At 63.1% G+C, this 26,504-nt stretch carries 22 protein-coding genes; 13 read left to right on the forward strand and 9 right to left on the reverse strand.

Features of this window, described 5'->3' with window-relative positions; genetic code table 11:
- Position 1: 1 nt before the first annotated feature.
- Positions 2–1,558, reverse strand: a complete 1,557-nt coding sequence (locus BN1233_RS35550) for a putative bifunctional diguanylate cyclase/phosphodiesterase (protein ID WP_052764076.1) — start codon at positions 1,556–1,558, stop codon at positions 2–4.
- 354 nt (positions 1,559–1,912) lie between these two features.
- Here BN1233_RS35550 and BN1233_RS35555 point away from each other — a divergent pair, with 354 nt between their 5' ends.
- Positions 1,913–2,203: a hypothetical protein gene (locus BN1233_RS35555; protein ID WP_046868375.1), complete on the forward strand. Its 291-nt coding sequence runs from the start codon at positions 1,913–1,915 to the stop codon at positions 2,201–2,203.
- 32 nt (positions 2,204–2,235) lie between these two features.
- Here the strand turns inward: BN1233_RS35555 and BN1233_RS35560 are convergent, their stop codons facing one another.
- The 3 genes from BN1233_RS35560 to map form a co-directional block, all read right to left on the reverse strand.
- On the reverse strand, positions 2,236–3,204 hold the full coding sequence (locus tag BN1233_RS35560; RefSeq protein ID WP_046868376.1) for a mechanosensitive ion channel family protein: 969 nt from the start codon (positions 3,202–3,204) through the stop codon (positions 2,236–2,238).
- A 151-nt stretch (positions 3,205–3,355) separates the two neighbouring features.
- On the reverse strand, positions 3,356–4,042 hold the full coding sequence (gene radC, locus BN1233_RS35565) for a RadC family protein (protein WP_046868377.1): 687 nt from the start codon (positions 4,040–4,042) through the stop codon (positions 3,356–3,358).
- A gap of 87 nt (positions 4,043–4,129) precedes the next feature.
- Complete coding sequence (map, locus tag BN1233_RS35570) at positions 4,130–4,954, reverse strand: type I methionyl aminopeptidase (RefSeq protein ID WP_046868378.1); 825 nt, start codon at positions 4,952–4,954, stop codon at positions 4,130–4,132.
- Between the two features lie 155 nt (positions 4,955–5,109).
- Here map and BN1233_RS35575 point away from each other — a divergent pair, with 155 nt between their 5' ends.
- Positions 5,110–5,940: an FkbM family methyltransferase gene (locus BN1233_RS35575; RefSeq protein ID WP_046868379.1), complete on the forward strand. Its 831-nt coding sequence runs from the start codon at positions 5,110–5,112 to the stop codon at positions 5,938–5,940.
- A 46-nt stretch (positions 5,941–5,986) separates the two neighbouring features.
- On the opposite strand, the gene sfsA is transcribed toward BN1233_RS35575, so the two are convergent.
- Entirely contained in the window at positions 5,987–6,703 is a 717-nt protein-coding gene (gene sfsA, locus BN1233_RS35580; RefSeq protein ID WP_046868380.1) for a DNA/RNA nuclease SfsA, read from the reverse strand.
- 117 nt (positions 6,704–6,820) lie between these two features.
- Between sfsA and BN1233_RS35585 the strand changes: the two genes are divergently transcribed.
- The 9 genes from BN1233_RS35585 (at position 6,821) to BN1233_RS35625 (ending at position 16,993) form a co-directional block, all read left to right on the forward strand.
- Positions 6,821–7,567: a competence/damage-inducible protein A gene (locus tag BN1233_RS35585; protein ID WP_046868381.1), complete on the forward strand. Its 747-nt coding sequence runs from the start codon at positions 6,821–6,823 to the stop codon at positions 7,565–7,567.
- 18 nt (positions 7,568–7,585) lie between these two features.
- Positions 7,586–8,092, forward strand: a complete 507-nt coding sequence (gpt, locus tag BN1233_RS35590; RefSeq protein ID WP_046868382.1) for a xanthine phosphoribosyltransferase — start codon at positions 7,586–7,588, stop codon at positions 8,090–8,092.
- 31 nt (positions 8,093–8,123) lie between these two features.
- Entirely contained in the window at positions 8,124–9,686 is a 1,563-nt protein-coding gene (locus BN1233_RS35595) for an AMP-binding protein (RefSeq protein ID WP_052764077.1), read from the forward strand.
- A gap of 143 nt (positions 9,687–9,829) precedes the next feature.
- Positions 9,830–10,123 carry a hypothetical protein gene (locus BN1233_RS35600; protein ID WP_046868384.1) on the forward strand — a complete coding sequence of 98 codons (294 nt, stop codon included), beginning with the start codon at positions 9,830–9,832 and terminating at the stop codon, positions 10,121–10,123.
- A 264-nt stretch (positions 10,124–10,387) separates the two neighbouring features.
- Positions 10,388–12,661, forward strand: coding sequence for a CDC48 family AAA ATPase (locus BN1233_RS35605; protein ID WP_046868385.1), 2,274 nt, complete (start codon positions 10,388–10,390; stop codon positions 12,659–12,661).
- 239 nt (positions 12,662–12,900) lie between these two features.
- On the forward strand, positions 12,901–14,097 hold the full coding sequence (locus BN1233_RS35610) for an extracellular solute-binding protein (RefSeq protein ID WP_046868386.1): 1,197 nt from the start codon (positions 12,901–12,903) through the stop codon (positions 14,095–14,097).
- A gap of 70 nt (positions 14,098–14,167) precedes the next feature.
- The gene (locus BN1233_RS35615) at positions 14,168–15,247 is read left to right on the forward strand and encodes an ABC transporter ATP-binding protein (RefSeq protein WP_046868439.1); all 1,080 of its coding nucleotides are present in this window, start codon (positions 14,168–14,170) and stop codon (positions 15,245–15,247) included.
- Positions 15,244–16,146, forward strand: a complete 903-nt coding sequence (locus BN1233_RS35620; RefSeq protein ID WP_046868387.1) for an ABC transporter permease — start codon at positions 15,244–15,246, stop codon at positions 16,144–16,146. Before BN1233_RS35615 ends, BN1233_RS35620 begins: the two co-directional genes overlap by 4 nt.
- 4 nt (positions 16,147–16,150) lie before the next feature.
- A complete protein-coding gene (locus BN1233_RS35625; RefSeq protein ID WP_046868388.1) occupies positions 16,151–16,993 on the forward strand; it encodes an ABC transporter permease in 843 nt (280 codons plus the stop codon).
- Between the two features lie 97 nt (positions 16,994–17,090).
- Here the strand turns inward: BN1233_RS35625 and BN1233_RS35630 are convergent, their stop codons facing one another.
- From BN1233_RS35630 to BN1233_RS35645, 4 genes are all read right to left on the reverse strand, one after another.
- Positions 17,091–17,489, reverse strand: coding sequence for a response regulator (locus BN1233_RS35630; RefSeq protein WP_048709950.1), 399 nt, complete (start codon positions 17,487–17,489; stop codon positions 17,091–17,093).
- Positions 17,490–17,764: 275 nt separating this feature from the next.
- Positions 17,765–19,003: a chromate efflux transporter gene (chrA, locus tag BN1233_RS35635; protein ID WP_046868389.1), complete on the reverse strand. Its 1,239-nt coding sequence runs from the start codon at positions 19,001–19,003 to the stop codon at positions 17,765–17,767.
- 242 nt (positions 19,004–19,245) lie between these two features.
- A complete protein-coding gene (locus tag BN1233_RS35640; protein WP_046868441.1) occupies positions 19,246–19,518 on the reverse strand; it encodes a PepSY domain-containing protein in 273 nt (90 codons plus the stop codon).
- Positions 19,519–20,192: 674 nt separating this feature from the next.
- Positions 20,193–22,628: an adenylate/guanylate cyclase domain-containing protein gene (locus BN1233_RS35645; RefSeq protein ID WP_046868390.1), complete on the reverse strand. Its 2,436-nt coding sequence runs from the start codon at positions 22,626–22,628 to the stop codon at positions 20,193–20,195.
- Positions 22,629–22,888: 260 nt separating this feature from the next.
- Between BN1233_RS35645 and BN1233_RS35650 the strand changes: the two genes are divergently transcribed.
- A complete protein-coding gene (locus BN1233_RS35650) occupies positions 22,889–24,064 on the forward strand; it encodes a branched-chain amino acid ABC transporter substrate-binding protein (protein ID WP_082145849.1) in 1,176 nt (391 codons plus the stop codon).
- A 278-nt stretch (positions 24,065–24,342) separates the two neighbouring features.
- A complete protein-coding gene (locus BN1233_RS35655; protein ID WP_046868391.1) occupies positions 24,343–26,265 on the forward strand; it encodes an adenylate/guanylate cyclase domain-containing protein in 1,923 nt (640 codons plus the stop codon).
- Positions 26,266–26,504: the final 239 nt, after the last annotated feature.

The raw sequence follows: 26,504 nt of genomic DNA on the forward strand, positions 1-26,504 counted from the left end.
TCTATGCGGACGCGGCCATTCGGTTCGGCTGCTGTCCGATGAGCAGATCGATACCCTCAGGCGGTACCGGCTTCGAGAACAGGAAGCCCTGCAGCTGGTGGCAGCCGAGCGCCTGCAGGAAGCGGTGCTGTTCTCGCGTCTCGACGCCTTCTGCGGTCACTGTGAGTCCAAGCGCTCGCCCGAGATGCACGATCGAGTGAACGAGAATGGCGGATTCGCCAGTCGCTTCCATGCTCTCCAGGAACGAGCGATCGATCTTGATTTTGTCGAATGCAAAGCGCCTCAGATAGATCAGCGACGAATAGCCCGTCCCGAAATCGTCGAGCGCCAGGTTCACGCCGAGCGCACGCAGTTTCATCATCGCATTCTCGGCTGCGTCCGCATCCTCGACGACGACACCTTCGGTCAGTTCGAGTTCGAGGCGCTCGGGATCGAAGCCGGTCTCCTCGATCGTTCGGATGACGCTCGAGACGAAATCGCGGTGGCGGAACTGGATCGGCGATACGTTCACGGCAATGCGCAGACCGGGCCAGCGTTTTCCGTCTTCGCAGGCTCTTCGGAGCACCCATTCACCGAGCGGCACCACGAGGCCCCGCTCCTCCGCGATGGAGATAAAGCGGGCCGGGTTGATCATTCCCTGTCGCGCGTGAGGCCAGCGCACGAGGGCCTCGACGCCGACGACCGAACTTCCGTCGGCCGAGAAGAGAGGCTGATAATGAAGAGTGAGCTCGTCCCGATTGATCGCATGGCGGAGATCGTCCTCGACGATCTTCCGCATCCGGATTGCGTCATCCATCCTGCGTTCGAAGAAGCTGAAACGGTTTCGGCCTTCGCTCTTCGACTGGTAGAGTGCCGTGTCGGCGAGTCGCAGAAGGGCCTCGTGCGTGAGCCCGTTCTCGGGTGCGAGCGCAATCCCGATCGAGGCCCCGACGATGACCTCGGCGCCAGCGATCTCGAATGGATGCGAGAGCGCCTCGAGAATCCTGCGGGCCAGCGCCTCGACATCCTGTACCGCCCGGATCCCCGTCTGGACGATAGCGAACTCGTCGCCTCCGAGACGTGCGAGTGTATCCGCGCCGCGCAGCACTCCGGCGAGGCGTTGCGCAACCTGCTTTATGAGTTCGTCACCTGCAGGGTGGCCGTAGGTATCGTTCACGTCCTTGAAGCGATCCAGATCGAGGAGAAGCACGGCAATGCTCTCTTCCGAACGGACTAGCCGATTGATCTCGATGTCCAGGCGCTCCTGGAAAAGCAGCCTGTTCGGGAGGTTCGAAAGCGGATCCCGCCCCGCGAGCTCCTGCGCCCGCGCCTGGCTGCGCGCGAGATCGAGCGAGAGCGAGCGCAACAGCATCGCGAGCAGAACGAGCCCTGCGATCGCGATGCAAAAGCCGAAGATCACGAGCGGCAACAGGTGCAGCCGGTGCTCCGGGTCACTGGTCCACAGGATGGCCAGAAAGACTATCGTCAGCGCGACCGCGAAGAGGCCGGACGTAAGCCAAACGAAACGTGCGGTGCGGCTGCCCTCGGAAGGGCCCTGCAAGGTTGTGACCCGATACATTTCAACCAACGCGGCATTTGGCCGGATGCCCCAATTGCACTTCGTTCTCTTGCGATCCCGTTTCGTTGAATAGTTAGCAATATCTTCAGCCGATCGCCGATGCAGCCCTGCACGGGTCGGCGGCGCATCTGTGGCATCGCATCATATCGTGAGGGAATTCGCGTCACCGGAGGCGGAAACGGGATTAAGACATCATTAACCCTGCCGCTCTAACCCAAGGGAAGCTTGGTGCGCCGAGGAGACGAGGTCCATCCCGTCTCCATTGGGTCGAGCAACACGAAGAGATCGGGCACCAGGAGCGTCGGTCCATATTCATAGACACGGAACTGGGGGAGAAAGGATGCTGCGGACACAATGCTTTATCTCATCAGGCCCTTTCAGAGGCGCAACGGCATCATCGAACTCGGTCAGGTGACCTATTCGAAAGACCGTATCTTCGCCTCCGATCTCGCGCTGAACCTCGTGGGTCGCAAGGACGGCGCCATTGCGCTCGGCGCGGAGGTGTCATCGGACGGCCGTATAGCATCGACCGCCGAAGTCATTGCGGCTCATGGCATCCTGCCCACCGCCGCGTTCTTTCCGGAGGCGCGGCTCGAAGCGCCATCTTGGACCTTGCCTTCATGGGGTCTGAGAGCGGTCGGTTGAGCTGATGAGCGGGAGCACGTGGAGCCGCTGACTCAGGATTGTTTCACGATTTCGAGGGGTGGGGTGCCCACCACCTCGAATGTCACGGAGGCGATTTCGATTCCTGCCTCGTCATAAGCGGCAAGGATGTCGCGCGTCATGGCATCCTTCAACTCCCGGATGCCGTGATCTCGCGCCACGAAGCGTACGGTGAGCTCGAGCCAATTGTCGGTCATGCGCCAGTAGACGCGGGGCTCGAAGGTGGGCCGGTGCATGAAGTAGCGGCGTTGCAACTCCCGGCCGTCTGCTTCGCTCAGATGGAGGTATTCGGAGGTGTGTTTCCAGGCAACATCAAGGAGGATGGCCTCGGCGCGAGCCCGGTCGGCGCTATACTTGATGGGCGTCGTGAGCTCCTCGAATAGGAAGCTGAATTCACGCGAGTAGTTGTAGACCGGCTCGTCGAAGATCTTCGCATTGCTGACGGTGACGATCCGGCCCGTGTATTGGCGCGCTTTGACCCACATGGCAGGATCGGCGTTCTGGACAGTTGGCGGCTGCCCCATCTCCATGATGGTCGTCTGCATCAGGCCCAGCCCGATGACATCCCCTCGCACACCGCCCATCACGATGCGATCCCCGACATTGAATGTCCTGCCCCGCAGGATCACCAGATAGCCGGCGAAGGCTGTAATGACCCGCTGAAGGGCGAATGCCAGCCCGGCCGTGATGAGGAGCAAGGCGGTGGCCAACCGCGTCGGGTCGTCGAACCATATGGAGATTACCCCGATCAACAGAACGAGGGTACTCAGAATCATTACCGCCTGGCGACCCCAGAACCTGGCCTTGGGCCAGCGATCACCTCTCGCGACCCTCCCCAGCACAGCGCGGAGCAGCTTTGCGAGAAGGGAAATTGCGACCACGAAGATCAGCGTCAGGAGCAGCTTGAGCCCGTTTTCCGGCGTCACCCCGATCAGAGTGACACCGAAGATCTGCAGAGCGCTGTTGGGTCCGCTGAAGCTCATGACTGCTAACGTTCCAGAACAGTCAATGTTGCCGATGGATCTTCAGTACACGGATTACCAAGCGCGGTGTGCACCGGATCCCCATTGCGAAAGATCTGGCCGCCCGAAGGGCCTGCCTGCGCGATCTCGCACCTGGCAGGATTGATTTCGATCAGATGAGCTTCAGCTCCCGCAGGCTGGTATGGCCGTTCCGTCCGATGATGATGTGGTCGTGGATGGTGATCCCGAGAGGCTTCGCGACCTCGATGATCTCGCGTGTCATGCGAATATCGGCCGAGGAGGGCGTCGGGTCGCCCGAAGGGTGGTTGTGCACCAGGATGAGCGCCGTCGCGGAGAGTTCCAAGGCGCGGCGCACGACTTCGCGCGGATAGACGGGCGTATGGTCGACGGTTCCCGATTGCTGCACTTCGTCTGCGATCAGAGCGTTCCGCTTGTCGAAAAAGAGCAGCCGAAACTGCTCGACGTTCAGGAACGCCATTGTCGTGCGGCAATAATCGAGCACGGACGTCCAGGACGACAGAACGGGGCGCTTGGAAACGACACCTCGCGTGAACCGCCGGACGGCCGCCTCGACGACCTTCAATTCCGCCACGATCGCCGGGCCGACGCCCGGCTCCTCCTGGAGAAGGGCAGGGGGCGCGGCGATCACCTCCGGCAGGCTTCCGAACCGCGCCAGCAGGTTCTTCGCGATCGGCTTCACGTCTCCCTGAGGAAGGGCACGGAAAATGATCAGCTCGAGGAGTTCATAGTCCGGCAGGACGTCGCCGCCATGCTCGAGGAGTCGAGACCGCAAGCGCGCACGATGCCCGTGATAGTGAGGCTTTGGCGTGCCGCTCATTCCGGTGGTCGCCCCGTTGGGCTCTGCGCCCTTACTGCCACGCTCTTGTTGCCAGCGCGGCGGCGCAACGTCAAACAGGTACGGCCATCAGACGTCGTAGGGAGGCTTGTCGAGGCCCTTTGGCGAAAGCGTGAAGATCTCGACCCCGGTCTCGGTCACGCCGACGGCATGCTCGAACTGGGCGGAGAGCGAGCGATCGCGGGTAACGGCAGTCCAGCCATCCGAGAGCACCTTTACGTGAGGGCGGCCCAGATTCACCATCGGCTCGATGGTGAAGAACATTCCGGGCTTCAGCTCGACGCTATAGGCCGGCTCGACATAATGCAGGATCGTCGGGGCATCGTGGAACACGCGGCCGAGCCCGTGCCCGCAGAAGTCCCGCACGACCGAGCAGCGCTCGGCCTCCACGTAGCTCTGTACGGCCGCGCCGATGTCGTTCGTCGTCGCGCCGGGCCGCACGGCGGCGATTCCGCGCATCATGGCCTCGTAGGTGATCTCGCACAGGCGTTGCGCACGTCGCGGAACCTCGCCGACATAGTACATCCTGCTCGAGTCGCCGTGCCAGCCGTCGAGGATCAGCGTCACGTCGATATTGATGATGTCACCTTCCCGAAGCGGCTTCTCGTTCGGGATGCCATGACACACCACATGATTGATCGAGATGCAGGTCGACTTGGTATAGCCACGGTAGAACAGGGTCGCGGGGTAGGCGCCGTGACTCAGCATGAACTCGAAGACCAGGCGATCGAGATAATCGGTCGAAACTCCCGGCCGGACATGCTCGGTGAGCATGTCGAGCGCCTCGGCGACGAGCCTCCCGGCCCGCCGCATGCCAGCGAATCCTTCCGGCCCATGGAGCGGAGGTGCCGCGGCGCGCTTGCGTTCCAGAAGAGAGATGTCGTCCGTCGTCATGATCGATCCTGCCGTAACGCCGCAATGTAGGGACCAGCGACAAGCCTGCAAGCGCGGCCTCGTCATGGCTCGCTTGCGATCAGCGCCGGGGGGTGCCATGAGCACGCGACCAGAACCAAGGCGGCCCTCAAGCCGGACCGAGTATCCCCCGAACGATGAATGACCCGCAACCATTCGGCGCGCACACCCCCGTCGGCCTCAGCCGCTGGGTGATCGAGCGCACCCGCTCTCTCTCTGACGGCTGGGCAGCCCGGCGCCTGCTGCACGCCCTGCGCCGGATCGCCATCAGGACCCTAAACGGTGCTCCCGCCGATGTGGAAGTCCTCGGGGTCCGGATGCGGCTCTATCCCTACAACAACATCTGCGAGAAGCGCGTCCTCTTCACACCCCAGCTTTTCGACCCAGCGGAGCTCGAGATCCTGTCCAGCCGTATCCGGGACGGCTTCACGTTTGTCGACGTCGGCGCCAATATCGGGGTCTATTCGCTTTACGTGGCGGCAGTTGCCGGCCCGACCGCCAGGATCCTGGCCATCGAGCCGCAGCCCGACATATTCGATCGGCTGACCTACAATATCGGCCTCAACCCCTTCGGAACCATCAAGGCCATAGCCTGCGCGCTCGCCGACAAGGCGGGCGAACTTACCCTGTTCGTCGATCCCCGCAATCGGGGCGAGTCGAGCGTGAAGATCGTCGGCTCCGGCCAGGCCCCAGCGGTAAAGGTGCCAGCGATAACGCTGCTCGAGCTGCTCGGGCAGGAGAATTTCCGGGTCGTCGACGCCGTCAAGCTCGACGTCGAGGGTGCGGAGGATCTGATCCTGGATCCTTTCTTCCGGGATGCTCCCGAGTCGCTGTTTCCCAGACTGCTGATCATCGAGGATGGCCGCAGCCAATGGCAGACGGATCTGCCGGCCCTGCTCGAGAAGCGCGGCTATAGGCTTCTCGAGCAAACTCGGCTGAATCTGGTCTACGAGCGCCAGGCATCCTAATCGGATCCGGGCGCAGGCTTCGGCCCGCCGCTCTCACGGGGCGGGCTCATGCCGTGACGATCGGGATTTCCTGGTCGATGACGACCTCCTCGGGCGAGATGCGGCAGGTCACCGCATAGGATTCGACCCCGGCCGCGAGAGCATCCCGGAAGGCGCGGCCATAGGCCGGATCGAGATCCTCGGCGACATCGAACCTCTCAGCGTTCATTTGGACGACATAGACCAGAGCGGCGCGAGCTCCGGCAGCCTTCATGGCGGCGAGTTCTTCCAGATGGCGGGCGCTGCGGGCGGCAATGCAGTCCGGAAACTCAGCAAGGCCAGGCTCGCGCATCAGGTGGCAGTTCTTGATCTCGAGGTAGCACGGGGGCTCTCCGGGGTTCTCGAGCAGGAAATCGACCCGGCTCGCCCGGCCGTATTTCACCTCGGGGCGGACCCGCTCATATCCTGCGAACCGCGTGAGCCGCCCCTCACGGAGAGCCTCGGCGACGAGCCGATTGGGGCGGCTGGTGTTGATCCCGACGTACTGCAAAGGTCCGCCGCCGGCAGCGACCTCGACGAGCTCCCAGCTATAGGCGAGCTTACGTGCCGGATTCGTGCTCCTCGACAGGAGCACCTTGCTCCCGGGCTCCGCCAAGCCGAGCATCGCACCCGGATTGGCGCAGTGGGTCGTGACGGCGGATCCGTCGGACAGCTCTACGTCGGCGAGAAAACGCTTGTAGCGCTGGATGAGGCGGCCTTCGACGAGGGGTTCGGAGAATCTCATGTGGAAGGGGAGTTCGAAGGAGGGCGGCTTCCTATAGCGGAGTCGGGCTGCTGGCCAACTGCGGTCGCTTGAGCAACACGGCGCGAGGCGCTACACGCCCGGAAAAGGAAGCCACCCATGACCGTCAGCGTCTCCGCCGCACTTCTCATCATCGGTGATGAGATCTTGTCCGGGCGGACGAAGGACAAGAATATCGGCTACATCGCCGAGTATCTGACCGCGATCGGGATTGACCTGCGCGAGGTCCGCATCATCCCCGACGTCGAAGCCGAGATCGTCGACACCGTCAACGTCCTGCGCAGGCGCTACGACTATCTCTTCACCACCGGCGGAATCGGGCCGACCCACGACGACATCACGGCCGACAGCGTCGCCAAGGCCTTGGGTGTCGGGATCGATATCGATCCGCGCGCCGTCGCCTTGCTGCAAGAGCGCTATGCCGCGCATGAGCTGACCGAGGCACGCCTGCGGATGGCGCGGATCCCGGCCGGCGCGGAACTCATCGAGAACCCCATCTCGCGGGCGCCCGGCTTCATGATCGAGAACGTCATCGTGATGGCTGGCGTCCCCTCAATCATGCAGGTCATGCTCGATCAGGTTGTGCCCAAGCTGCGGACGGGCTCGGTCATGGTCGTGGAAACGATCGAGGCCCATGGCGTGCCCGAGGGCATTTACGGCGGAGGCCTCGCCGAGATCGCGAAAGAGAATCCGGAGGTTTCGATCGGGTCCTATCCGTCCTTCTCGAGCGCCGGCTTCCGCAACCAGATCGTCATTCGCGGCAAGGATCCTGTCGCCGTCGCGACGGCCCGGGAGGCAGTGCGCGCCCTGCTCAACGATCTGAAGACCGATCAGAACCCGCTCTGACTGACACGAGAGTACCAGATGTCGCCGACCTCACCCAAAGCATTCCCGGTCTCCTGGGACCAGTTCCATCGCGATGCGCGAGCACTCGCCTGGCGGCTCGCCGCCGCCGGTCCGTTTCAAGCCATCGTGTGCATCACGCGCGGAGGCCTCGTGCCGGCGGCGATCGTTGCCCGCGAACTCGACGTGCGATTGATCGAGAGCGTCTGCGTCGCAAGCTATCACGACTACAAGAACCAGGGTGAGCTGACGGTGCTGAAGGACATCGCACCCGCGATCAAAGCCCTGGGCGACGGGACCGGGCGCGGGGTGCTCGTGGTCGATGACCTCACGGATACCGGCAAGACGGCCTCCATCGTGCGCAACATGCTCCCCAACGCGCATTTTGCGACGATTTACGCGAAACCTGCCGGGCGTCCGGTGGTCGATACCTTCGTGACTGAGGTGAGCCAGGATACCTGGATCTACTTCCCGTGGGACATGGGTCTGGCCTATCAGGCGCCCATCCGCGAGGGATCGGCCGGATAGGCAGCACCGCCAGCTTGAAAGGAGCCCTGCCGTGACCGCCCGCGGCTTCCGTCCGGAAAAGACACGGAAGACCCTGTTCGAGGCGGTCCTCGATGCCGGGAAGAGGTTCGGTCGGGGCAAGATCGCCCTCGAAGATCACGAGCGGCAGCCGCTGACTTATGGCCGCCTGGTTCTCGGCTCTCTCGTTCTGGGGAGGGCCATGGCTCGCGAGACGCGATCCGGTGAGTCGGTCGGAGTTCTGCTTCCGAATGTCCAGGCCCTCCCGGTCACGTTACTCGGGCTCCATGCCTTCGGTCGCGTCCCGGCGCTCCTCAATTTCACCGCGGGAACATCGAGTCTCCGGGGCGCATGCCAGATTGCCTCGCTGCGCACGATCGTCACCTCGCGGCGTTTCGTGGAGAGGGGCAAGCTCGACGACACGATCGCGGCGATCGGAGAGGGCCGGCGCATCCTCTACCTCGAGGACGTCAGGGCCCGTCTCACCAGTTTCAGCAACTTGCGCGGCCTGCTCGACTCTCTGTTCGCGCGGCGCGTGCACAGACGCAACGGCAAGTCACCGGACGATCCGGCCGCCATTCTGTTCACCTCGGGCTCCGAGGGCTTGCCCAAGGCCGTCGTTCTCTCGAGCCGGAACCTCGTGGCCAATGCCCAGCAGATCGCCGCCCATGCGGCGACCGCCCTCGGTCCTTCGGATATCTTTTTCAATCCGTTGCCGATGTTTCATTCATTCGGGCTCACGGCCGGCTTTCTGACGCCGTTGCTGAACGGCATGAAGTGCGTGCTTTATCCGAGCCCGCTCCATTACCGGCAGGTCCCGAAGCTGGTTCGCGGAACCCAAGCCACCATCCTTCTGGCAACAGATACGTTCCTGCAGGGCTATGCCCGCGCGGCCGACGAAGGGGACCTCGCCAGCATTCGCTACGTCATTGCGGGTGCCGAGCGTGTGAAAGATGAGACGCGCCGTCTCTGGGATCGGACCGGCACCACGATCCTGGAGGGATACGGGGCTACGGAATGCTCTCCCGTGATCGCCTGCAATCTTCCGGACCGCCATCGGCCCGGCACGGTCGGGCCGTTCCTGCCCGGAATCGAGTGGCGCCTGGAACCCGTGGAGGGCATTCACGAGGGTGGGCGGTTGTCCGTGCGGGGGCCGAACGTAATGCTCGGCTACCTCGATCCGGCGATTTTGGGCGGTCTCATTCCGCCTCCCGACGGATGGCACGATACGGGCGACATCGTCACGGTAGATGATGGTTTCGTGACGATCCGGGGCCGGGCAAAACGGTTCGCCAAGATAGGAGGCGAGATGGTGTCGCTCGCGGCCGTGGAGGCAATGGTCCAGCGGCTATGGCCCGACGCCAATCATCTGGCAGTCGTGCTGCCGGATTCACGAAAAGGCGAGCAGATCGTCCTCGTAACCGAGAAGGCGACAGCCGATCGGGCAGCGCTCATGGCTTATGCCCAGGCAGAGGGTTTCCCGGAACTCTGGATTCCGCGCTCGATCCTGGTCGCAAGCATTCCGGTTCTGGGTTCCGGAAAAGCGGATTATGCGGCGGCCTCGGAATTGGTCCGGAAGCTGCGGGGCATGTTGTAGCTGACTCTGGATAAGGCAGATCGGAAAGCGCACCGCATGTGAACCCGTTACGGAACGCAGAGCCGTTTTCTGTACCGTTTGATGGATCCCGTGCCGATACTCTTGCATTTTCAAGGGCGACGCCAGTTTCGGAGTATCGAGACATGAGAACGATCGTTGCTGTCGTGCTGCTGGCTCTCAGCGCCGGCAACGCTTTCGCGCAGCGCAGGCCAATGACGCCGGCTCTCACCTGCGGTCAGGCCCGCTCGCTCGTGGGCGGATATGGCGCGATCGTTCTCGGGACCGGGCGATATACCTACGATCGCTACGTCGCGAGCCAGGCCTTCTGCGAGATCAATGAGACGATCGAGCCCGCCTGGGTCCCGACCCGCGATGTAGCGCAATGTCCCGTGGGCTATCGCTGCGTGGACCAGAACTTCTGGGACTTCTGGGACTGAGAAGTGGCGCTCTGCGCACGTGCCTCTCCGGTCCTGCTTCGCCAGCAGATCGCAACGGCGGAGAGGGCGGGCTCGGGACGGCCGCTCGAGGCGCTCGCGTGTGCAACAATCCGGGAAACGGCGCGTTGTCTCGCGACCCCATGATCCGAGAACGGGTGGGGTATCCGGGACTTACCAGCGAAGGCGGAGGCTGCTCGAGCACTGGGCATCCTCCAGCTCTCCTCGCCCCTGTTTGGACCACCTTCGAATCCCAGGAGGACAACAATGGCTGACGAAGGACCGACCGCGCGCTTGCAGGTCGCCAACGCACGTCCCGAGGACGCCGGGCGCGGCGTTGCCCGTGTCAGCCAGAAGGTGCTCGCCGAACTTGGTCTCACGGAAGGGCAGGCAATCGAGATCATCGGGAAGCGCCATACGACGGCGCTTGCGCTCACACCTTACGCCGAAGACGAGGGGCTCAACATCATTCGGCTCGATGGACTGCAACGCGTCAATGCCGGCGTCGGCAGCGGGGACTATGTCGAGATCAGGAAGGCCGAGGTCCGCCCCGCGACACGGGTCGTCCTCGCGCCTGCTCAGAAGAACCTTCGTCTCCAGGGCTCCGGCGAAGCCTTGCGTCGTACGTTCCATCGACGTCCGCTCGCGGCGGGCGACGTAATTTCTACCTCTGTGTATTCCCCTCGCGGCGGTGGACGCGTCCCGGAGGAATTGCGCGGCCTCCTGAACATTCCCGCCTACGGCCTGCAGGAGATTCGGCTCGTCGTCGTCTCCACGCAACCCCGCGGCATCGTTCAGATCACGCCCGAGACCGAGGTCGAATTGCGCCCCCAATTCGAGGAGCCCAAGGAGACCCGCAGGGCCGATGTCACCTACGACGATATCGGCGGCTTGGGGAACACGGTCGAGCAGGTGAGGGAGATGGTGGAGCTTCCGCTCCGCCACCCGGAACTCTTCCAGCGCCTGGGGATCGATCCGCCGAAGGGTGTCCTGCTTTACGGTCCGCCCGGCACGGGCAAGACGCTCCTGGCACGTGCCGTCGCCAACGAGACGGAGGCACAGTTCTTCCATATTGCCGGCCCCGAGATCATGGGGCGGCACTATGGTGAATCGGAGCAGCGCCTCAGGGAGGTCTTCCAGGAGGCGCAGCAGAATGCACCAGCCATCATCTTCATCGACGAAATCGACAGCATCGCACCCAAGCGCGAAGAGGTGACCGGCGAGGTCGAACGCCGGATCGTCGCACAACTCCTGACGCTGATGGATGGTCTCGAACCTCGTCAGAACATCATCGTGATCGGCGCGACCAACCGGCGCGACGCCATTGACGAGGCGCTACGACGGCCTGGCCGCTTCGATCGCGAGATCGTCATCGGCGTACCGGATGAGACAGGTCGTCGGGAAGTTCTCACGATCCATACCCGCGGCATGCCGCTCGCCGAGGACGTCGATCTCGACGAGATCGCCCGTATCACATACGGCTTCGTCGGCGCCGACCTTTCGGCGCTCGTCCGCGAGGCCGCGATGGATTCGCTAAGGCGAATTCTGCCGAGCGTCGATCTCAAGGAAGGCATTCCGGCCGAGATCCTCGAAACGCTTCAGGTTACTCGGGAGGACTTCCTGAACGCCCTCAAGCGCGTGCAACCTTCGGCACTTCGCGAGATCATGATTCAGGTTCCGAACGTCACCTGGGACGATGTCGGAGGCGTCGACGAGGTGCGCACGCGCCTGCGCGAAGGGGTCGAGCTGCCGCTCAAGAGTCCGAAGTCGTTCCAGCGCCTAGGGATCCGGCCCGCGAAAGGCTTCCTGCTTTTTGGACCGCCTGGCACGGGCAAGACGCTCCTCGCGAAGGCGGTCGCACGGGAGTCACAGGCCAACTTCGTGGCAACGAAGTCGTCGGATCTTCTGTCAAAGTGGTACGGAGAGTCTGAGCAGCAGGTCTCGCGCCTCTTTGCCCGAGCGCGTCAGGTCGCCCCGACCGTCATCTTCATCGACGAGATCGACTCGCTGGCACCCGTACGAGGTGGTGGCCTCGGCGAGCCCGCTGTCACAGAACGCGTCGTCAACACGATCCTGGCAGAGATGGATGGGCTCGAGGAACTGCAGGGAGTGGTCGTCATCGCGGCTACCAACAGGCCGAACCTCGTCGACCCGGCTCTCCTGCGGCCCGGCCGCTTCGACGAACTCATCTATGTGCCCGTTCCTGATGCCGCGGGGCGTCGGCACATCCTCGGGATCCATACGAAGAGTATGCCGCTGGCTGAGAACGTCGACCTTGATAGCCTCGCCGAGTGCACGAACCGCTTCACCGGTGCCGACCTGGAAGATCTGACGCGCCGGGCCGGATTGCTGGCGCTGCGGGAGTCTCTCGAGGCGCAGAATGTCACCATGGCGCATTTCGAGCAGGCCTTGCGCGAGACTCGTCCTTCGGTGACGCCCGATATGGAGCGTGAATACGAGGACATGGTCCGGACGCTCAAGCAGGAGGGGCCCCAGCGCCAGTCGCTGGGCTTCATACCCCTGCGCCCAGCTGCGGAATAGGGCGAAGCGCAGGCGCCCGGCGATATCGGACCAATCACCTCCAGCCATCAGGGCCAGCCCAGAGCCATCCGCTGGGCTGTGAGGGACAACGAAGAACCAGTCCTCAACAGGAATCCGGGTCCGCGGCCCTTGCCGGCTGACGGGTTAACGGCATCGTGGCGACACGGTCGCCGTGACCGTGCTGCTTGTGCGACGTTGAGCTCCCATTCAAGATGAGCCCCGGGCCAATACAGGAGGAAATGTTGACCGAGAGGAAGATTACACGCCGAACCTTCGTCGCGGGCGCTACCGGGGTGGCGAGCATCGCCGCTTTCGGGGCTCGCGCCCAAGGGCAACTGGCGATGCCGAAATCGCCGGTGACCGTCTCGATCGTCGATGTCGCGGGCAACCTCGCGCTGACGCAGAAGGCGTTCGAAAACTATCGCAAGGCCAAACCCGACGTCGTCTCGCGCATCACTTTCACCAAGGCTCCAGCACCGGAGCTGCCCGGCAAGATCAAGGCGCAGCAGGATGCCAACCGGGTCGATATCGATATGGTGCTGACCGGCAACGATGCGCTTGCGGCCGGCATCGATCAGAACCTGTGGATCCCGGTTCAGAAGGACTACGCGAGCGCGCTCCCGAAGCTCGACGAGATCTACATCGAAGGCGCGCGCAAGATGCAGGCGCTGGCGGCCGGCCAGGGCGTCGTCGTCGCCTACTACCCGTCGGGCCCCCTGCTCGAATACATACCCGACAAGGTGAAGAACGTTCCCACTTCGGCCGAAGAGCTGCTCGCCTGGACGCGCGAGAACAAGAACCGATTCATGTATGCCCGCCCGGCCAACTCGGGCCCGGGCCGCACGTTCCTGATGGGCCTGCCCTATATCCTCGGCGACCAGAATCCGAAGGATCCCCTGAAGGGCTGGGAGAAGACGTGGGGCTATCTCAAGGCGCTTGGCGAGAACATCGAATACTATCCGACCGGAACCGGTGCGACCATGAAGGAGCTGGGTGAAGGCTCCCGCGACATCATCGTTTCGACCACCGGATGGGACATCAACCCGCGTGTTCTCGGCGTCGTCCCGAAGGAGGCCAAGATCCAGACCCTGAAAGGCTGGCACTGGGTGACCGACGCCCACTACATGTGCGTGCCGAAGGGCGTCTCGAACGAGAAGCTCGCGGTGCTCCTCGACCTGATGAGCTTCATGCTCACGCCGCAGCAGCAGGCCTACACTTACGACGAGGGCTACTTCTATCCGGGCCCGGCCGTGAAGGGCGTGACGCTCGACATGGCTCCGGAGGAAAGCCAGAAGGCCATCAAGGAGTTCGGCCGCCCCGAATACGAGCAACTCATTGCGAGTGCCCCGCTCGAGACTCCGCTCGATCCCGAGCCGATGGTGCAGGCCTTCCGCCGCTGGGACGAAGAAGTCGGCGGCGCCAAGCGCAAGGGCTGACGCACTGGATCTTGATCCTCGGGCCGTATCGAGAACAGCCCGAGGATGAGTGCTCGAACGGAAACGCGATATGACCATTCACGCGGCTGAATTTCGCGAATTGAGGCTCGATCGGGTGTCGCGCGAATTCGGCACCGTCGCAGCGCTGAGAGACGTCAACCTGACGGTCCGCCAGGGCGAGTTCATCGCGCTCCTTGGGCCGTCCGGTTGCGGGAAATCGACGACGTTGAACATCCTGGCGGGCCTGCTGCCGGCAACGGGCGGCGGCATCTGGCTCGACGAGCGGCGGATCGACAACCTCCGTCCGGAACAACGCGGCTTCGGAATGGTCTTCCAGAACTACGCGCTGTTTCCGCACATGACGGTGCGCAAGAATGTCGGCTTCGGGCTGAAGATGCGCGGTGTGCCGAAAGCCGATGCCGAGCGGCGGATCGAGGAGGCTATTGCCCTCGTTCAGCTCCAAGGGCAGGAGCACAAGCTGCCGGGGCAGTTGTCGGGCGGCCAGCAGCAGCGTGTCGCGATCGCGCGCGCGATCGTCGTCGAGCCGCCCCTCGTGCTGATGGACGAGCCGCTCTCCAACCTCGACGCGAAGCTCAGGCTGGAAATGCGAGCCGAGATCCGGCGCATTCACAATGCGCTCGGGGCGACGACGATCTATGTCACCCACGACCAGGAGGAGGCGTTGTCGCTTGCCGACCGGATCGTGGTGTTGCGGGACGGCGTGGTCCGGCAGGTCGGCACGCCAGAGGACCTCTTCGCGCGGCCCGACCACCTCGACGTCGCCGAATTCATGGGCTTCCGCAACCAGATGCATGGGCAGGTCGTCTCGGTCGAGGGGGCCGGCGCCGTGGTGCAAGCAGGCCGGATCCGCATTGCCGGACGGATGCGTGAGCCGGTCCGGCCTGGTGAGGCCGCAGTCGCCGTGGTTCGCCCGGACGATCTCCATCCGGTCGCGGCAGGAGATAGCGCTGTCGCCACGGAGGTCGTCTCAACCGAGTTTCGAGGACGCGAATTCGTCGGGTTCGGCCATGCCATCGAGGGCGGAACGGAATTGTCCTTCCGCTCGCCGGAGCGTCTCGAGCCTGGGACGATCGTGCATCTCGGCGCCGGGCCAGATCACGTTCTCGTCTTTACGGGAGGTCGGGCATGACCTCCCGGGTTTCGGTCGCCGATCGAGCACCATCTCTGATGCAGCGCGCTGCGGCCCAGGGCATCGATAGCCTTACGCTGCTGGCGATTCCGGCGGTGCTCTTCGTGCTGATGCTGTTCATCTACCCGTTTGCCTACGGGTTGTGGCTGTCGTTCCAGCCAAAGGCAGGCTCGGCGCTCGCAAACTATTCACGCTTCTTTTCGGACTCGTTTCTATACGGGACGATCGCCACGACTCTGTGGCTTGCGATGCCAGTCACCCTGTTGAACCTGCTGCTTGCAGTTCCCATCGCCCTTCGCGTTCGGCTCATGCGGCGTCAGAGAATTCTGACCACGATCCTCGTTGTGCCGATCACGCTCGGAACCGTGCTCGTGGCCGAAGGGCTGTTGAACTACCTGGGACCACAAGGATGGTTCAATCGCACGCTCCTGACTTTCGGCATCATCTCCGAACCCATCCGCCTCGTTCACAACTACACGGGTGTGTTCCTGTCGCTCCTGATCACGGGATTTCCGTTCACGTTCCTTCTGACGCTCTCCTATATCAGCGGCGTCGATCCGGCGCTCGAACAGGCGGCGGCGACTCTCGGGGCGGGTCCATGGGAGCGCTTCTCGCACGTGATGCTGCCGCTGCTCCTGCCTGGACTCGCGATCACCTTCTGTCTGTCGTTCGTCCAAGCCTTCTCGGTATTCCCGTCCGCCGTGCTCCTCGGAGCTCCGGCCGGCCCGACCCGCGTGATCTCCATCGCGGCATATCAGGCCGCATTTGAGGAGTACGACTACTCCATGGCTTCGGCTATCGCCATGCTGATGGCTATCGTGCAACTCGGGATCGTTGTCGTCGTGCTCGCTGCCCGAGGCGTGTTCTATCGCGGACCGACGGCCGGCGGAAAAGGGTGAGCTCATGATTCGCGACAACACCCTTGGCGCGCGGCTCTGGGCGATCGCAGTCTGGACCGTCGTCGGCTTCTTCGTGGTCAACCTGTTCGCCATGATCGCAACGGTGATCACGAGCTCGTTCGCGACGCGGTGGCTCGGAACATGGCTGCCGGCCGGCTGGACCACCCGCTGGTATTCGGCCGCCTGGGACGAGTTCCAACTCCATGACGTGCTCATCGTCACCTTCGAGGTCGTGTTTCTCGTCGTGCTCTTTTCGGGCCTCCTCGGCGTTCCCGCGGCCTATGCCCTGGCGCGCAGGAACTTTCCAGGCAAGCAGCTCGTCATGCTCCTGTTCCTTCTCCCGCTTCTTGTCCCGCCGATCACGTTTGGCATTCCGCTCGCCACGGTCCTGTATCAGGCCGGGCTTGCCGGCTCGATGTCCGGTGTCGTCCTGGCCAATCTGGTTCCGACCGTGCCCTTCGTGATCCTCGTCATGATCCCGTTCATCGAGCAGATCGATCCGCGGGTCGAAGCCGCAGCGCGAGTCTTCGGCGCCAATACTCCGCGCCTGTTCCTTCACGTGCTCCTGCCGCTGCTCCTTCCAGGAATGCTCGCGGCGCTGCTGCTCGTCCTGGTGCGCACGATCGCCATGTTCGAGCTGACCTTCCTCACCGCCGGTCCAACGAGCCAGACTCTCGTGGTCGCGCTCTACTATGCGGTTTTTGCCGCCGGCGTGCGCGCAGTGCAGTCGATTGACGCCATGGCCGTCATCTACATGGCAACGACGCTGATCTGGCTTGTTATCGCGCTACGGTTCGTCAATCCGACCCAGATCGTCGGTCGGGCGAAGCAGGAGCCCGCCCGTTGAGCCTCTTCCGAGCGGATCGCGCCGATGCGATCCCCGGGGTGCTACCGATCAAGTTGCGAAAACCGGTCGAGAGTCACGGGCAAGTTTGCCGCCGATGCTACATGAGGAACTGGAAGGGGTCGGCGATCTCCGCAGCGAGCCTCAAGGCGAGACCAAGGGCCGCAACGAAGGGCCACGCCGCCTTCGAGGCATAGGCGGAGACATCATGGCCGCTCCTCTGCGGCGAGTAGACGACGAAGGGGATCTCCCGCGCCTCGAGAGCCCACATGACTTTGGCGGCTTCTCCCTGGGCGAGATCGCGATCGACTATGGCGGCGTCGACCACCTCGCTGTCCAGGAGCGACAGGGCGTCGCGCTCGCTATGCGTGAGCGCCACGATGGTGCCCCCGGCTTCATCGATCAGCAGATCGAGATCCGCAGCAACAAAGGGATCGTTTTGCACGACGAGGACTCGCGCGCCCTTGAGATCGAGCAGATTGGCGTCGTGATCTTCCATGAGCGGAGCCTCCGGCTGACCGTGCCATCTTGGGAGAGGCCAGATAAAGATGGCATTAGTCGGACGAGGCTGGCCAGCGCCACCCTCACATTCGTCTGAACGAACGTAGATCCGAAGGCGTAGTAGGCAACCCGCTCAGGCAAAATCTGTCGACCATTGATCATCTGTGGAGTGCGACGGGATCGATGACGACCGATGCCTGCCTGCTCGCGTCCGCGAACTTCAACTCAGGAATGCTCTAAACCGGCGATATGCGATGCGGTCTCACGCCGCTCTCATAATGCTGTGATGACGGCCCCGCCGAGCGCACTCAGGACGACCACGAGCCATGGTGGAGCCTGCCACATGAACAGCAGGAGGAAAGCGGCCGCGGCCAGAGCGAAGTCGGCCGAACTCAGAATGCCTGCCGTCCAGACCGGGTGGTAGAAGGCAGCGAGGAGGAGCCCCACCACGGCTGCATTGACGCCCTTCAGGGCGGATTGCACCAAGGCCTTTTTGCGAAGCGCCTCCCAGAAAGGCAGGGCGCTGATCACGAGCAGGAAAGACGGAAGAAACACGGCGATGAGGCACAGGGCAGCCCCCGGCCATCCGTTCGGCTCCTCACCCATCGCCGCGCCGAGATAGGCCGCAAAGGTGAAGAGGGGGCCGGGCACCGCCTGAGCGGCTCCGTACCCGGCCAGAAAGGCGTCGTTCGAAATCCAGCCTGGAGGAACCACTTCGGCCTGGAGGAGCGGAAGGACGACGTGACCACCACCGAACACGAGCGACCCGGCCCGGTAGAAGGAATTGAGCAGCTCGATACCGTGACTATCCGTTGCTGCGCTCAGGAAGGGAAGCCCGAACAGAAGTGCGAAGAACAGGAGGAGCGCGGCAACTGCCATGCCGCGGCTTGCCGAAAGGGGGAGTGAGACATGATCCGATGGAGCACTTCCCTTCAGGAGCGTGATGCCGACGAGCCCTCCGATCACGATCGCAGCGACCTGCCCCCAGGCGGATGGGAGCGCGAGCGTGATGGCCGCAGCCGCAATCGCGAGGGTGGCTCGTTCCCGGTCGGGAGCCAGGGTGCGGGCCATGCCGAGCAGGGCTAGCGCCACGACGGCGACGGCCGCGACCTTCAGCCCATGGAGCCAGCCCGAGCCGAGCACATCTCCGAACGTCCTGACCCCGTAGGCAAAGAGCACGAGGAGCACCGCGGAGGGCAGGGTAAAGGCCGTCCAGGCCGCCAGAGCTCCGAGATAGCCGGCCCGTGAGAGGCCGATCGCCATCCCGACCTGACTCGATGCCGGACCGGGTAAGAACTGGCACAGCGCGACCAGATCGGCATAGCTCCGCTCGTCGAGCCAGCGGCGGCGCGCGACGAACTCCGTCCGAAAATAACCGAGATGCGCCGTCGGACCGCCGAAGGACGTCAGGCCAAGGACCAGAAAAGCACCGAAGACCTCACGGGCACTGCCTTCGCCCTGGCTCCGTGTGGGCTCCGGCAGAGGCGAGGAATTTGCCGCAGGGTCTCGCATGTGTTCCTCAGCCGTCACGGGCACCTTGATCCAACTGTCTCGGGCGCGAGCCGCTCGACAGGGCGGTACAGCCCGATCCTGGTCAGTCTCACATGCCGTTGGGCTTTAAGAAGGAGCATGGGGGGCTATGGCCCAAGCAACCGTGTGGATGGAGGCTTTGGCGGATCGGAATACGTGATAACGGAGCGAGCTCCTGCTCGCCCCGTTACGATCTGGCGGACGTTGTCGCAGAGGTGTGATCGTTACCGCATCCGAACCGTGCGGAGAACTCTGCCGGAGCGGGCATCGATGATGACGCGCATGCTGTGGCCACGTCTGTTGATGCCGGAAACACGCCACTCGCGACCCGCACGAGCGACTCGATTCACGTCCACGATGCCCTGGCGGCGCGCGATGCGCACGGCTTCTCGCTCCGAAATGCGCCAGTCGCCGCGATGGCGGTGGTCTCGATCCGGCGTGATCCGCACCCCGCCAGGACCAATCTGGACGCTCTGCGCCTGTGCGGTGTTGCTCATGCCCGATATCGTGTGAGGAGCAGCAAAGAATATGCCGAGGCAGGCAAAGATGGTGCAGTGCGAGAGTGAGAGGCGCATATCGATTCTCCTGACGTTCGTCGTTGCCGGACCTTGGCCGTTTCAGCCTGAACTTCCGGTTAACGCATCGCTGCCTGCGGGTAGCCTTTTAATCGGTCCTTGAGCCGGACGGACAACGTTCCAGGGCAGGAGAAGTTCTATTATTGTTCTAGAGATCAGCAGCGCGGCGGAGCCGGATCGAAACAGCACATCCATCCTCGCGTCCGGCTCCAACCGGCTCGGGTCTGTTGACATCTCCGTTTGGCAGAACGACTTGGCCTCGACCTGATGGTGAGGGCACGCGCCATATCGCAAGCGTGGAGATCGCCATGACGCCACCGGTTCGGATTGCGATAGCGAACACGCTCATTGCAGCGTAGTGGCGTGCCGCCACGATCGAGACCAAACGGATAGAGCTGAACTGCCTGTTGCTGACAATCCGCGATCCTGGCCGAGTCTGACCATCTTTAGGCCTGCGATGATCATGGCCATGCGGCAGTGGCGTTCTTGGCCGGAAAGCCTATCATGTCGACGGCTCTCCTGGGACGAACCCGGCGTGGGCCTCTGCCCTGTTCGATGTCGCCGCGGATTCGTGAACTCTTCTCTTATCGCGCCCGCTATCTGTTGCTCTCGAGGCGGCGAAGGGCTTTACGCAAAGTCGCGAGTGCCTGGTGCACCTCGCGCTTCGACATCAATCCAGCCTCAAGCTCCAACCGAAGGTGCGGTAACTCTACATCGATCCTGTCGCATGTCGCGTCGAGGTCTCGTTCGAGTGCAACCACTTCATAAACGGCGACCGGATAAGCAAGGCCCTTAACTCGGATGTGCCCGCGCTCTTCGCATCTGACTTCCTCGCTTACGTGCACATACGTTTCATATGAGATCAGCACGCCCCCGGGCACCGCTTCGTGCTCGAGCCGTGAGGCAAGGTTCACAGCACCTCCAACGATTGTGTAGTCCATTCGGTCCTCACTGCCAAAGTTACCTACTGTGCAGTAGCCGGTATGAATCCCGATGCGACAACTCAGAGGCGTCTCGACCCCGCTCTGACGCCACACCTCGGCGAGTTCGCCTATCCTCTTTTGCATAGCGAGGGCCATTTTAACGCAAGCGAGAGCATCTTCTCGAATGCCTCGGGTCTCAGGGTCGCCGAAGAACATGAGGATCGCGTCACCAACATATTTGTCGATAGTCGCTCCATAGGCGGCCGCGATATTCGACATCTCAGTCAGGTAGTGATTTAGGAGCTGCGTTAGATCCTCTGACTCCATTTTGTCGGTGATCTCAGTGAAGCCGGCGATGTCCGAGAAGCATACCGTCAACTTTTTGCGTTCACTCGCGATCTTCACCTCTCGGCTGCCGGTAAATATCGAGTTGTAGACTTGCGGTGCGAGATACTTTGCAAGTTTCCTTGAAAGAGCCTCGAGAGCCGCAGTTTTCTCGGACAGGACCTCCTCATGTTGTTTCAACTCCGTAATATCGGAGTATACAGCCACGATGCCGCCATCTTCAGTCCGACGCTCGCTGACCATGATCCAGCGCCCGCTCACGCGTCTTTGCAGAACCGGCTCGCCTGGTTTTTGATGTCGCCGTATGCGGTCGGCGATCCAATCCTCAACTCGGCCTTCAGCGTCCATAATGTAACCGCCTTCTGCGGCTCGCCGCACAATACTTGCGAACGTCATTCCTGCGCGCAGCTCAACTTCGCGACCAGCATAGAGCAGTTCGCCGTACCGACTGTTACAGAGAACAAGTCGATCATCCGCATCGAAAAGGGCAAAGCCCTCAGAGATGGTCTCGATCGCATCCACTAAGCGCTGTCGAGCCTTAGCCACTTCGCGCAGGTTCTTCTCCTCAACTTCACGAGCCGTCTCTCGGAAATGGCGAAGTGCCTCTGCCATTCGCCCAATCTCATCGCTGCCTGACGCCGGTACGGGCGTTCGCAAGTCCCCGCCAGCAATTGCAAGCATGCTCTGGCTCACCCCTGCCAGACGGGCAAGAAGGTTGCGATCGACATATAGCCAAACGATCAAGGCCGAGCTCAGAAGACTGGCCAGCACGATCGTGCCAAGCACACCGGTGCTGAGTTCCTGCACACGCTTCGACTCGGCGCTAGCGGCCGCAATATCCGCTTTGGCGCTCGCCACAAGCCGGTCAACCGCCTCGGTCAGGCCGCCCGAAAGAGTGGCGTTCTCTGCCAGCATCCGCTCACCGCGGCTGAGCGCGTCAAGTTCGCGCTCGCGAACAGCGGGCAAACCCTCCGACCCCATGGCGAGCGCAGCGAGCTCGCGCACCCGGTCAAGGAAGCGGTCCCGGAGCGAGGGCTCGAATTCGGACGCGATCGCCTCGAGGGCGGAAAGCGATCGTTTAAGGGGAAAGGCGAGCAGCGACACATCCGCGGGTGAGGGTGCGTCAGCGGCCTTGAGCAGGCTGCTATTAATCGCTGCGATCTCGAGCTGCGCCTTTTGCAATGGAACGAAGCCGGCAACCGCACGGGCGAGGACCTCGCCTGATCCATTCCCTCCTGCGTGCCGCCACTCCGCGACTTGAGAATCGAGAACGAGAATGCCCGGCGTTACTAGCCGATGGGTGCCGACTACCGTGGCGGAGAGTCGGCTCAGGAGCTTCGCTTTAGCCTGAGCGATTGCGAGCCTCTCGGCAACAAGCCTGTCGAGTGCGTCGAGGTTGCTGCCGAGCCGAGCCACCGATGCCTCGATCGGACCAAATATGGCTTCCGAACTGGTATCGCGCAGCTTGGCGAGGATCTCCTCTAACCTGGCGAGCTGGGTGCGGATATCGGCAGCAACCTTTGCTCGGCCGGCTTCGTTCGGGGCCGCGAGGAGCGCCGGGGCGGCAGCGGCGATCCGCTCGGCTTGCCGTGACAGCTCCAGTAAGGCGAGAGCGGCCGGTGCGTGCTCCTCAGTGGTTCGCTCGAGGACCTGACCGAGTTCAAGGACGGCCCACATCGCGGCCGCGGCGCCGAGCACGGCGAAAGCACTGATTCCGAAGAAAGCTACCAGCAACCGCCAGCGTACGCTCACAGGTCCCGGCATCGTCTCGTCCCTAGCGCCACGTTATAGAAACGACGGAGACTCAAGTCGAAACCGCGCATCCCCAAGGTCGCATGTCCCTAGCGGGCGAGGATGAGCCAATCGAGTACTTGCCCAAACCAGTCCGATGCCGGTGCCTCGTTTAGGACAAGCCTCAAAAACAAAATCTATCGATAATACGCCATTTGAGCTACAAATTGAAAAGCTGAGCGCAGATGCTCGCTAGGGTCGCCTGGATGACAAGGAGACGACAAGCGGGCGCCATGAATCAGGGCGCGACGATTCACTTTCCGGCACCACTCAGCCGGTCTCTCATCCGTTTGGCCGTTCTTGCCGTCCTGACCACGGGCGGAACCAGCGTGGCGCGGGCCGATATCCTGATCGCCGTTGCCGGCCCGTTGAGCGTTTCTCCGATGACGGCGCAGTATGCGACGTTCGGTGAGGAGCTGCAGCGCGGCGCCGAGCTGGCAGTGCGCGATGTCAACGAGAGCGGTGGCATTAACAGCCAGAAGCTCACCCTCGTGATCGCCGACGACGCCGGCTGCGACCCGAAAATGGCAGTGGAGGTTGCGGATGAACTCGCCAGACAGGGCGTCGTCTTTGTCGACGGGCACTATTGTTCAAGCGCCTCAATCCCGGCCTCTCGGGTCTACCACGAGAAGCGCGTCCTGATGATCAGCCCCGGCTCGACCAACCCTCGTCTCACCGAGCAGGGCTTTGCAAACGTTTTCCGTGTCTGCGGGCGCGATGACGTGCAAGGCGCCTTCGCTGCCGATTACGTCGTCGATAATAAGCTGACGGACGGCATAGCTATTGTCCATGACCAGAGCGCATACGGCAAGGGTATCGCCGACGAGTTCAGGAGACGACTGAACGAGCGCGGCGTCCGGGAGAAGATGTACGAGGCTATTGCGCAGGGCGACAAGGAGTTCGGCGACCTGATCGCGAAGATGAGGAACAGCGGCATCCAGCTGATCTATTTTGGCGGATATTTCACCGAGACGGGTCTGTTCGTGCGCCAGGCGCGCGGGCGTGGCCTGACCGCCACGATGCTGGTGACCTCGGGTTCGTTCAATCAGCAATACTGGGACCTGGCCGGTTCTGCCGCAGAAGGCACACTCATGACCTTCGGACCGGAACCGCGCAAGCTGTCCTCGGCAATTGAGGTGGTAAAGAGGTTCGAGGCTGAAGGCTTCAGCCCAGAGGGTTACACGCTCTACGCCTATGCTGCGATCCAGGTCTTTGCCGATGCTGCCAAGAAGACAGGCTCGACCGAACTCGACGAACTGGCGAAGGCGCTGCATGGGGGAAGGTTCGAGACCGTGCTCGGGCCGATTACCTTCGACGACAAGGGCGACGTCAAGGGCTTTAAGTATTCCATGTACCGCTGGCACGACCGCAACTATGAGGAAATCTGCTGCCGCCCTCCCGGAAAGTGAGCCGGAGAGTCACGCAGTCGCCCGATTACGCAGGTTGAGCAGGCCCTGCTTCCCGCGCAGGCTTGGTCAGAACCCGGCACTGGCTTGGAGCTGAGCCGGAAGATGCCGAGCTGGACGCGTCTGCCATCGCATAGAACCACCCCGCCTGCGCGCCGTCGTTTCTCTGCTGTCGTCAGGGTAGCGCCGCAGCTATAATGGTGGAGCACCTCGATACCTGATTGTGATCGCGCGTAACGCGCACAAGCCAGCTATCAGGCCCATGCCTCCGGAGTGCGGCCATGGCAACAGCATGGGTTGAGCGGCGGCTGGCGGCGATCCTGGCGGCGGATGTCGTCGGGTATTCCCGTCTGGTCGAGCAGGACGAGGCCGGCACGTTGGCCGCTCTCAAAGTGCTCCGCCGCGAGGTGATCGATCCGCTGCTGGCCGAGCATCACGGCCGGATCGTGAAGCTGATGGGCGACGGTGCCATCGCGGAGTTCGGCTCGGTGGTCGATGCGGTGCTCTGTGCGGTCGCGGTGCAGAAGGGCGTGGCCGAGCGACAGGCCGATGTGCCCCCTGAGCGCCGGATCGTGTTCCGGATCGGCATCAACCTGGGCGACGTGGTGGTCGAGGGCAAGGATCTGCTGGGCGACGGCGTGAACGTGGCGGCCCGCCTCGAGCAGCTCTGCGAGCCCGGTGGCGTGCTGATCTCCGGCACCGCCTACGATCACCTCCACGGCAAGGTCATCGTGCCGCTCGATTTCGCGGGCGAGCAGAAGGTCAAGAACATCGAGCGGCCTATCCGAACCTACAGGATCACTTTCAATGGCAAGCTGACGAGTTGGCGGCCCTTTGGGCACCTGAAACGGTGGGCACCAGCGGCAGCCATGGTCCTGCTCGCACTGGGGCTCTTGGGCGGCATCTCGCGCTTTTACTGGCCCGGCAGTGAACCGCCGGTCGGCAAGCCCGCCATCGCGGTGCTGCCATTCGACAACCTTCCCGGCGATCAGTCGACCGGATTGCTGGCGGACGGTCTGACCGAGGACATCATCACCGATCTCGCCCGGTTCCGCGACCTTGCCGTAATCGCCCGCAATTCGACGGCAGTCTACAAGGGCAGGCCGGTCGACGTCCGCGAGGTCGGCCGGAACCTGAACGTCGGCTACGTGCTGGAGGGCTCGGTCCAGCGTCAGGCCGATCGCCTGCGCGTCACCGCCCAGTTGATCGATGCCACAACGGGTGCGCATGTCTGGTCGGACCGCTGGGATCGTCCGCTCGAGGACGTCTTTGCCGTGCAGACGGAGGTCGCCGAAAAGGTGGCCGCGCAGCTCGGCGGCTACACCGGCAGCATCCTCGCGGCGGGCCAGGATACGGCCAAGCGCAAGCGGCCGGAAAACCTCTCGGCCTACGAGCTCTATCTGCTGGGCGTCGAAGCGAAGCACCGGGAAACCCGGGAGAGTGTCGAGGAAGCCATTCGGCTGCTGAAGCGCAGCCTCGAGATCGACCCGAAGTTCGCGCGCGCCTGGACGGCCCTCGCCTGGAGCTACACGGTGCTGAAGGGCTGGGTTGACGACACGCTAGACATGCGGCGAACCCGCCTCGGCGCGGCCCGGCGGGCGGTTGAGCTGGATCCGCAGGACGCCGAGGCGCATGCGGCTCTGGGGTCCATGCTCGGTCAGGGAGGTGATCTTGCCGAAGCCGAGGCCGAACTCGATCAGGCTGTGAGCTTGAACCCGAACTCAGCCGACATCCTCACCTTCTATGCGGACTGGGCGAGCGCGTTCGGCAAGCCCGAGAAGGGGGTGGAGGCGGCCGAGAGGGCGATCCGGCTCAATCCCCACATGCCGAGCTGGGCGCTCAACACCTACGCGTATGCCTTCTTCATGGTCGGGCGCTACGAGAAGGCGCTGCGGGTTCTCGATCGCAAGCCGCGCGAGACCTATCGGCGGAACAATTTCGTGTTCCGTGCGGCGAGCCTTGCTGCGACTGGTCAGGCGGAGGAGGCGCGCGCTGCGGTGGCCGAGACGCTGGCGCGCTTTCCCGGCCTGACGATCGAGAGCTTCGCAGTTTTCGACCCGAGCTGGAGCGCGGCTGAGCGTCTGCGGCTGGTCGAGACGATGCGCGCGGCAGGCTTCCCGGCCTGCGCCAAGGCAGAGGAGCTTTCTGGCCTCCAGAAGCCCGCACGCCTGCCGGAGTGCTCTCAAGCGGAAGCCGCGCATTAAGCCCGGATTGCTGCGTGCCTCGCTCCAAAGGAGGCCGGACGCCAACGAACCGGATCAGATCTGGTGATTTGCTACCATCCCGTTTCGGTTGAAGGTCGCTTACGGATCAGATTCGATCCCAGAACGCCCGAACCGGAAGGACCGCTCACCTCGTGATTGTAGAAGTTCGGTCAACTTCAGCTCCGTGCCACCATCAGTCATTCGGTCATCCGGCTAGGGCAAGGGAAGTCATAGCATCC

The organism is Microvirga massiliensis, from assembly GCF_001006805.1.
GTDB lineage: Bacteria > Pseudomonadota > Alphaproteobacteria > Rhizobiales > Beijerinckiaceae > Microvirga > Microvirga massiliensis.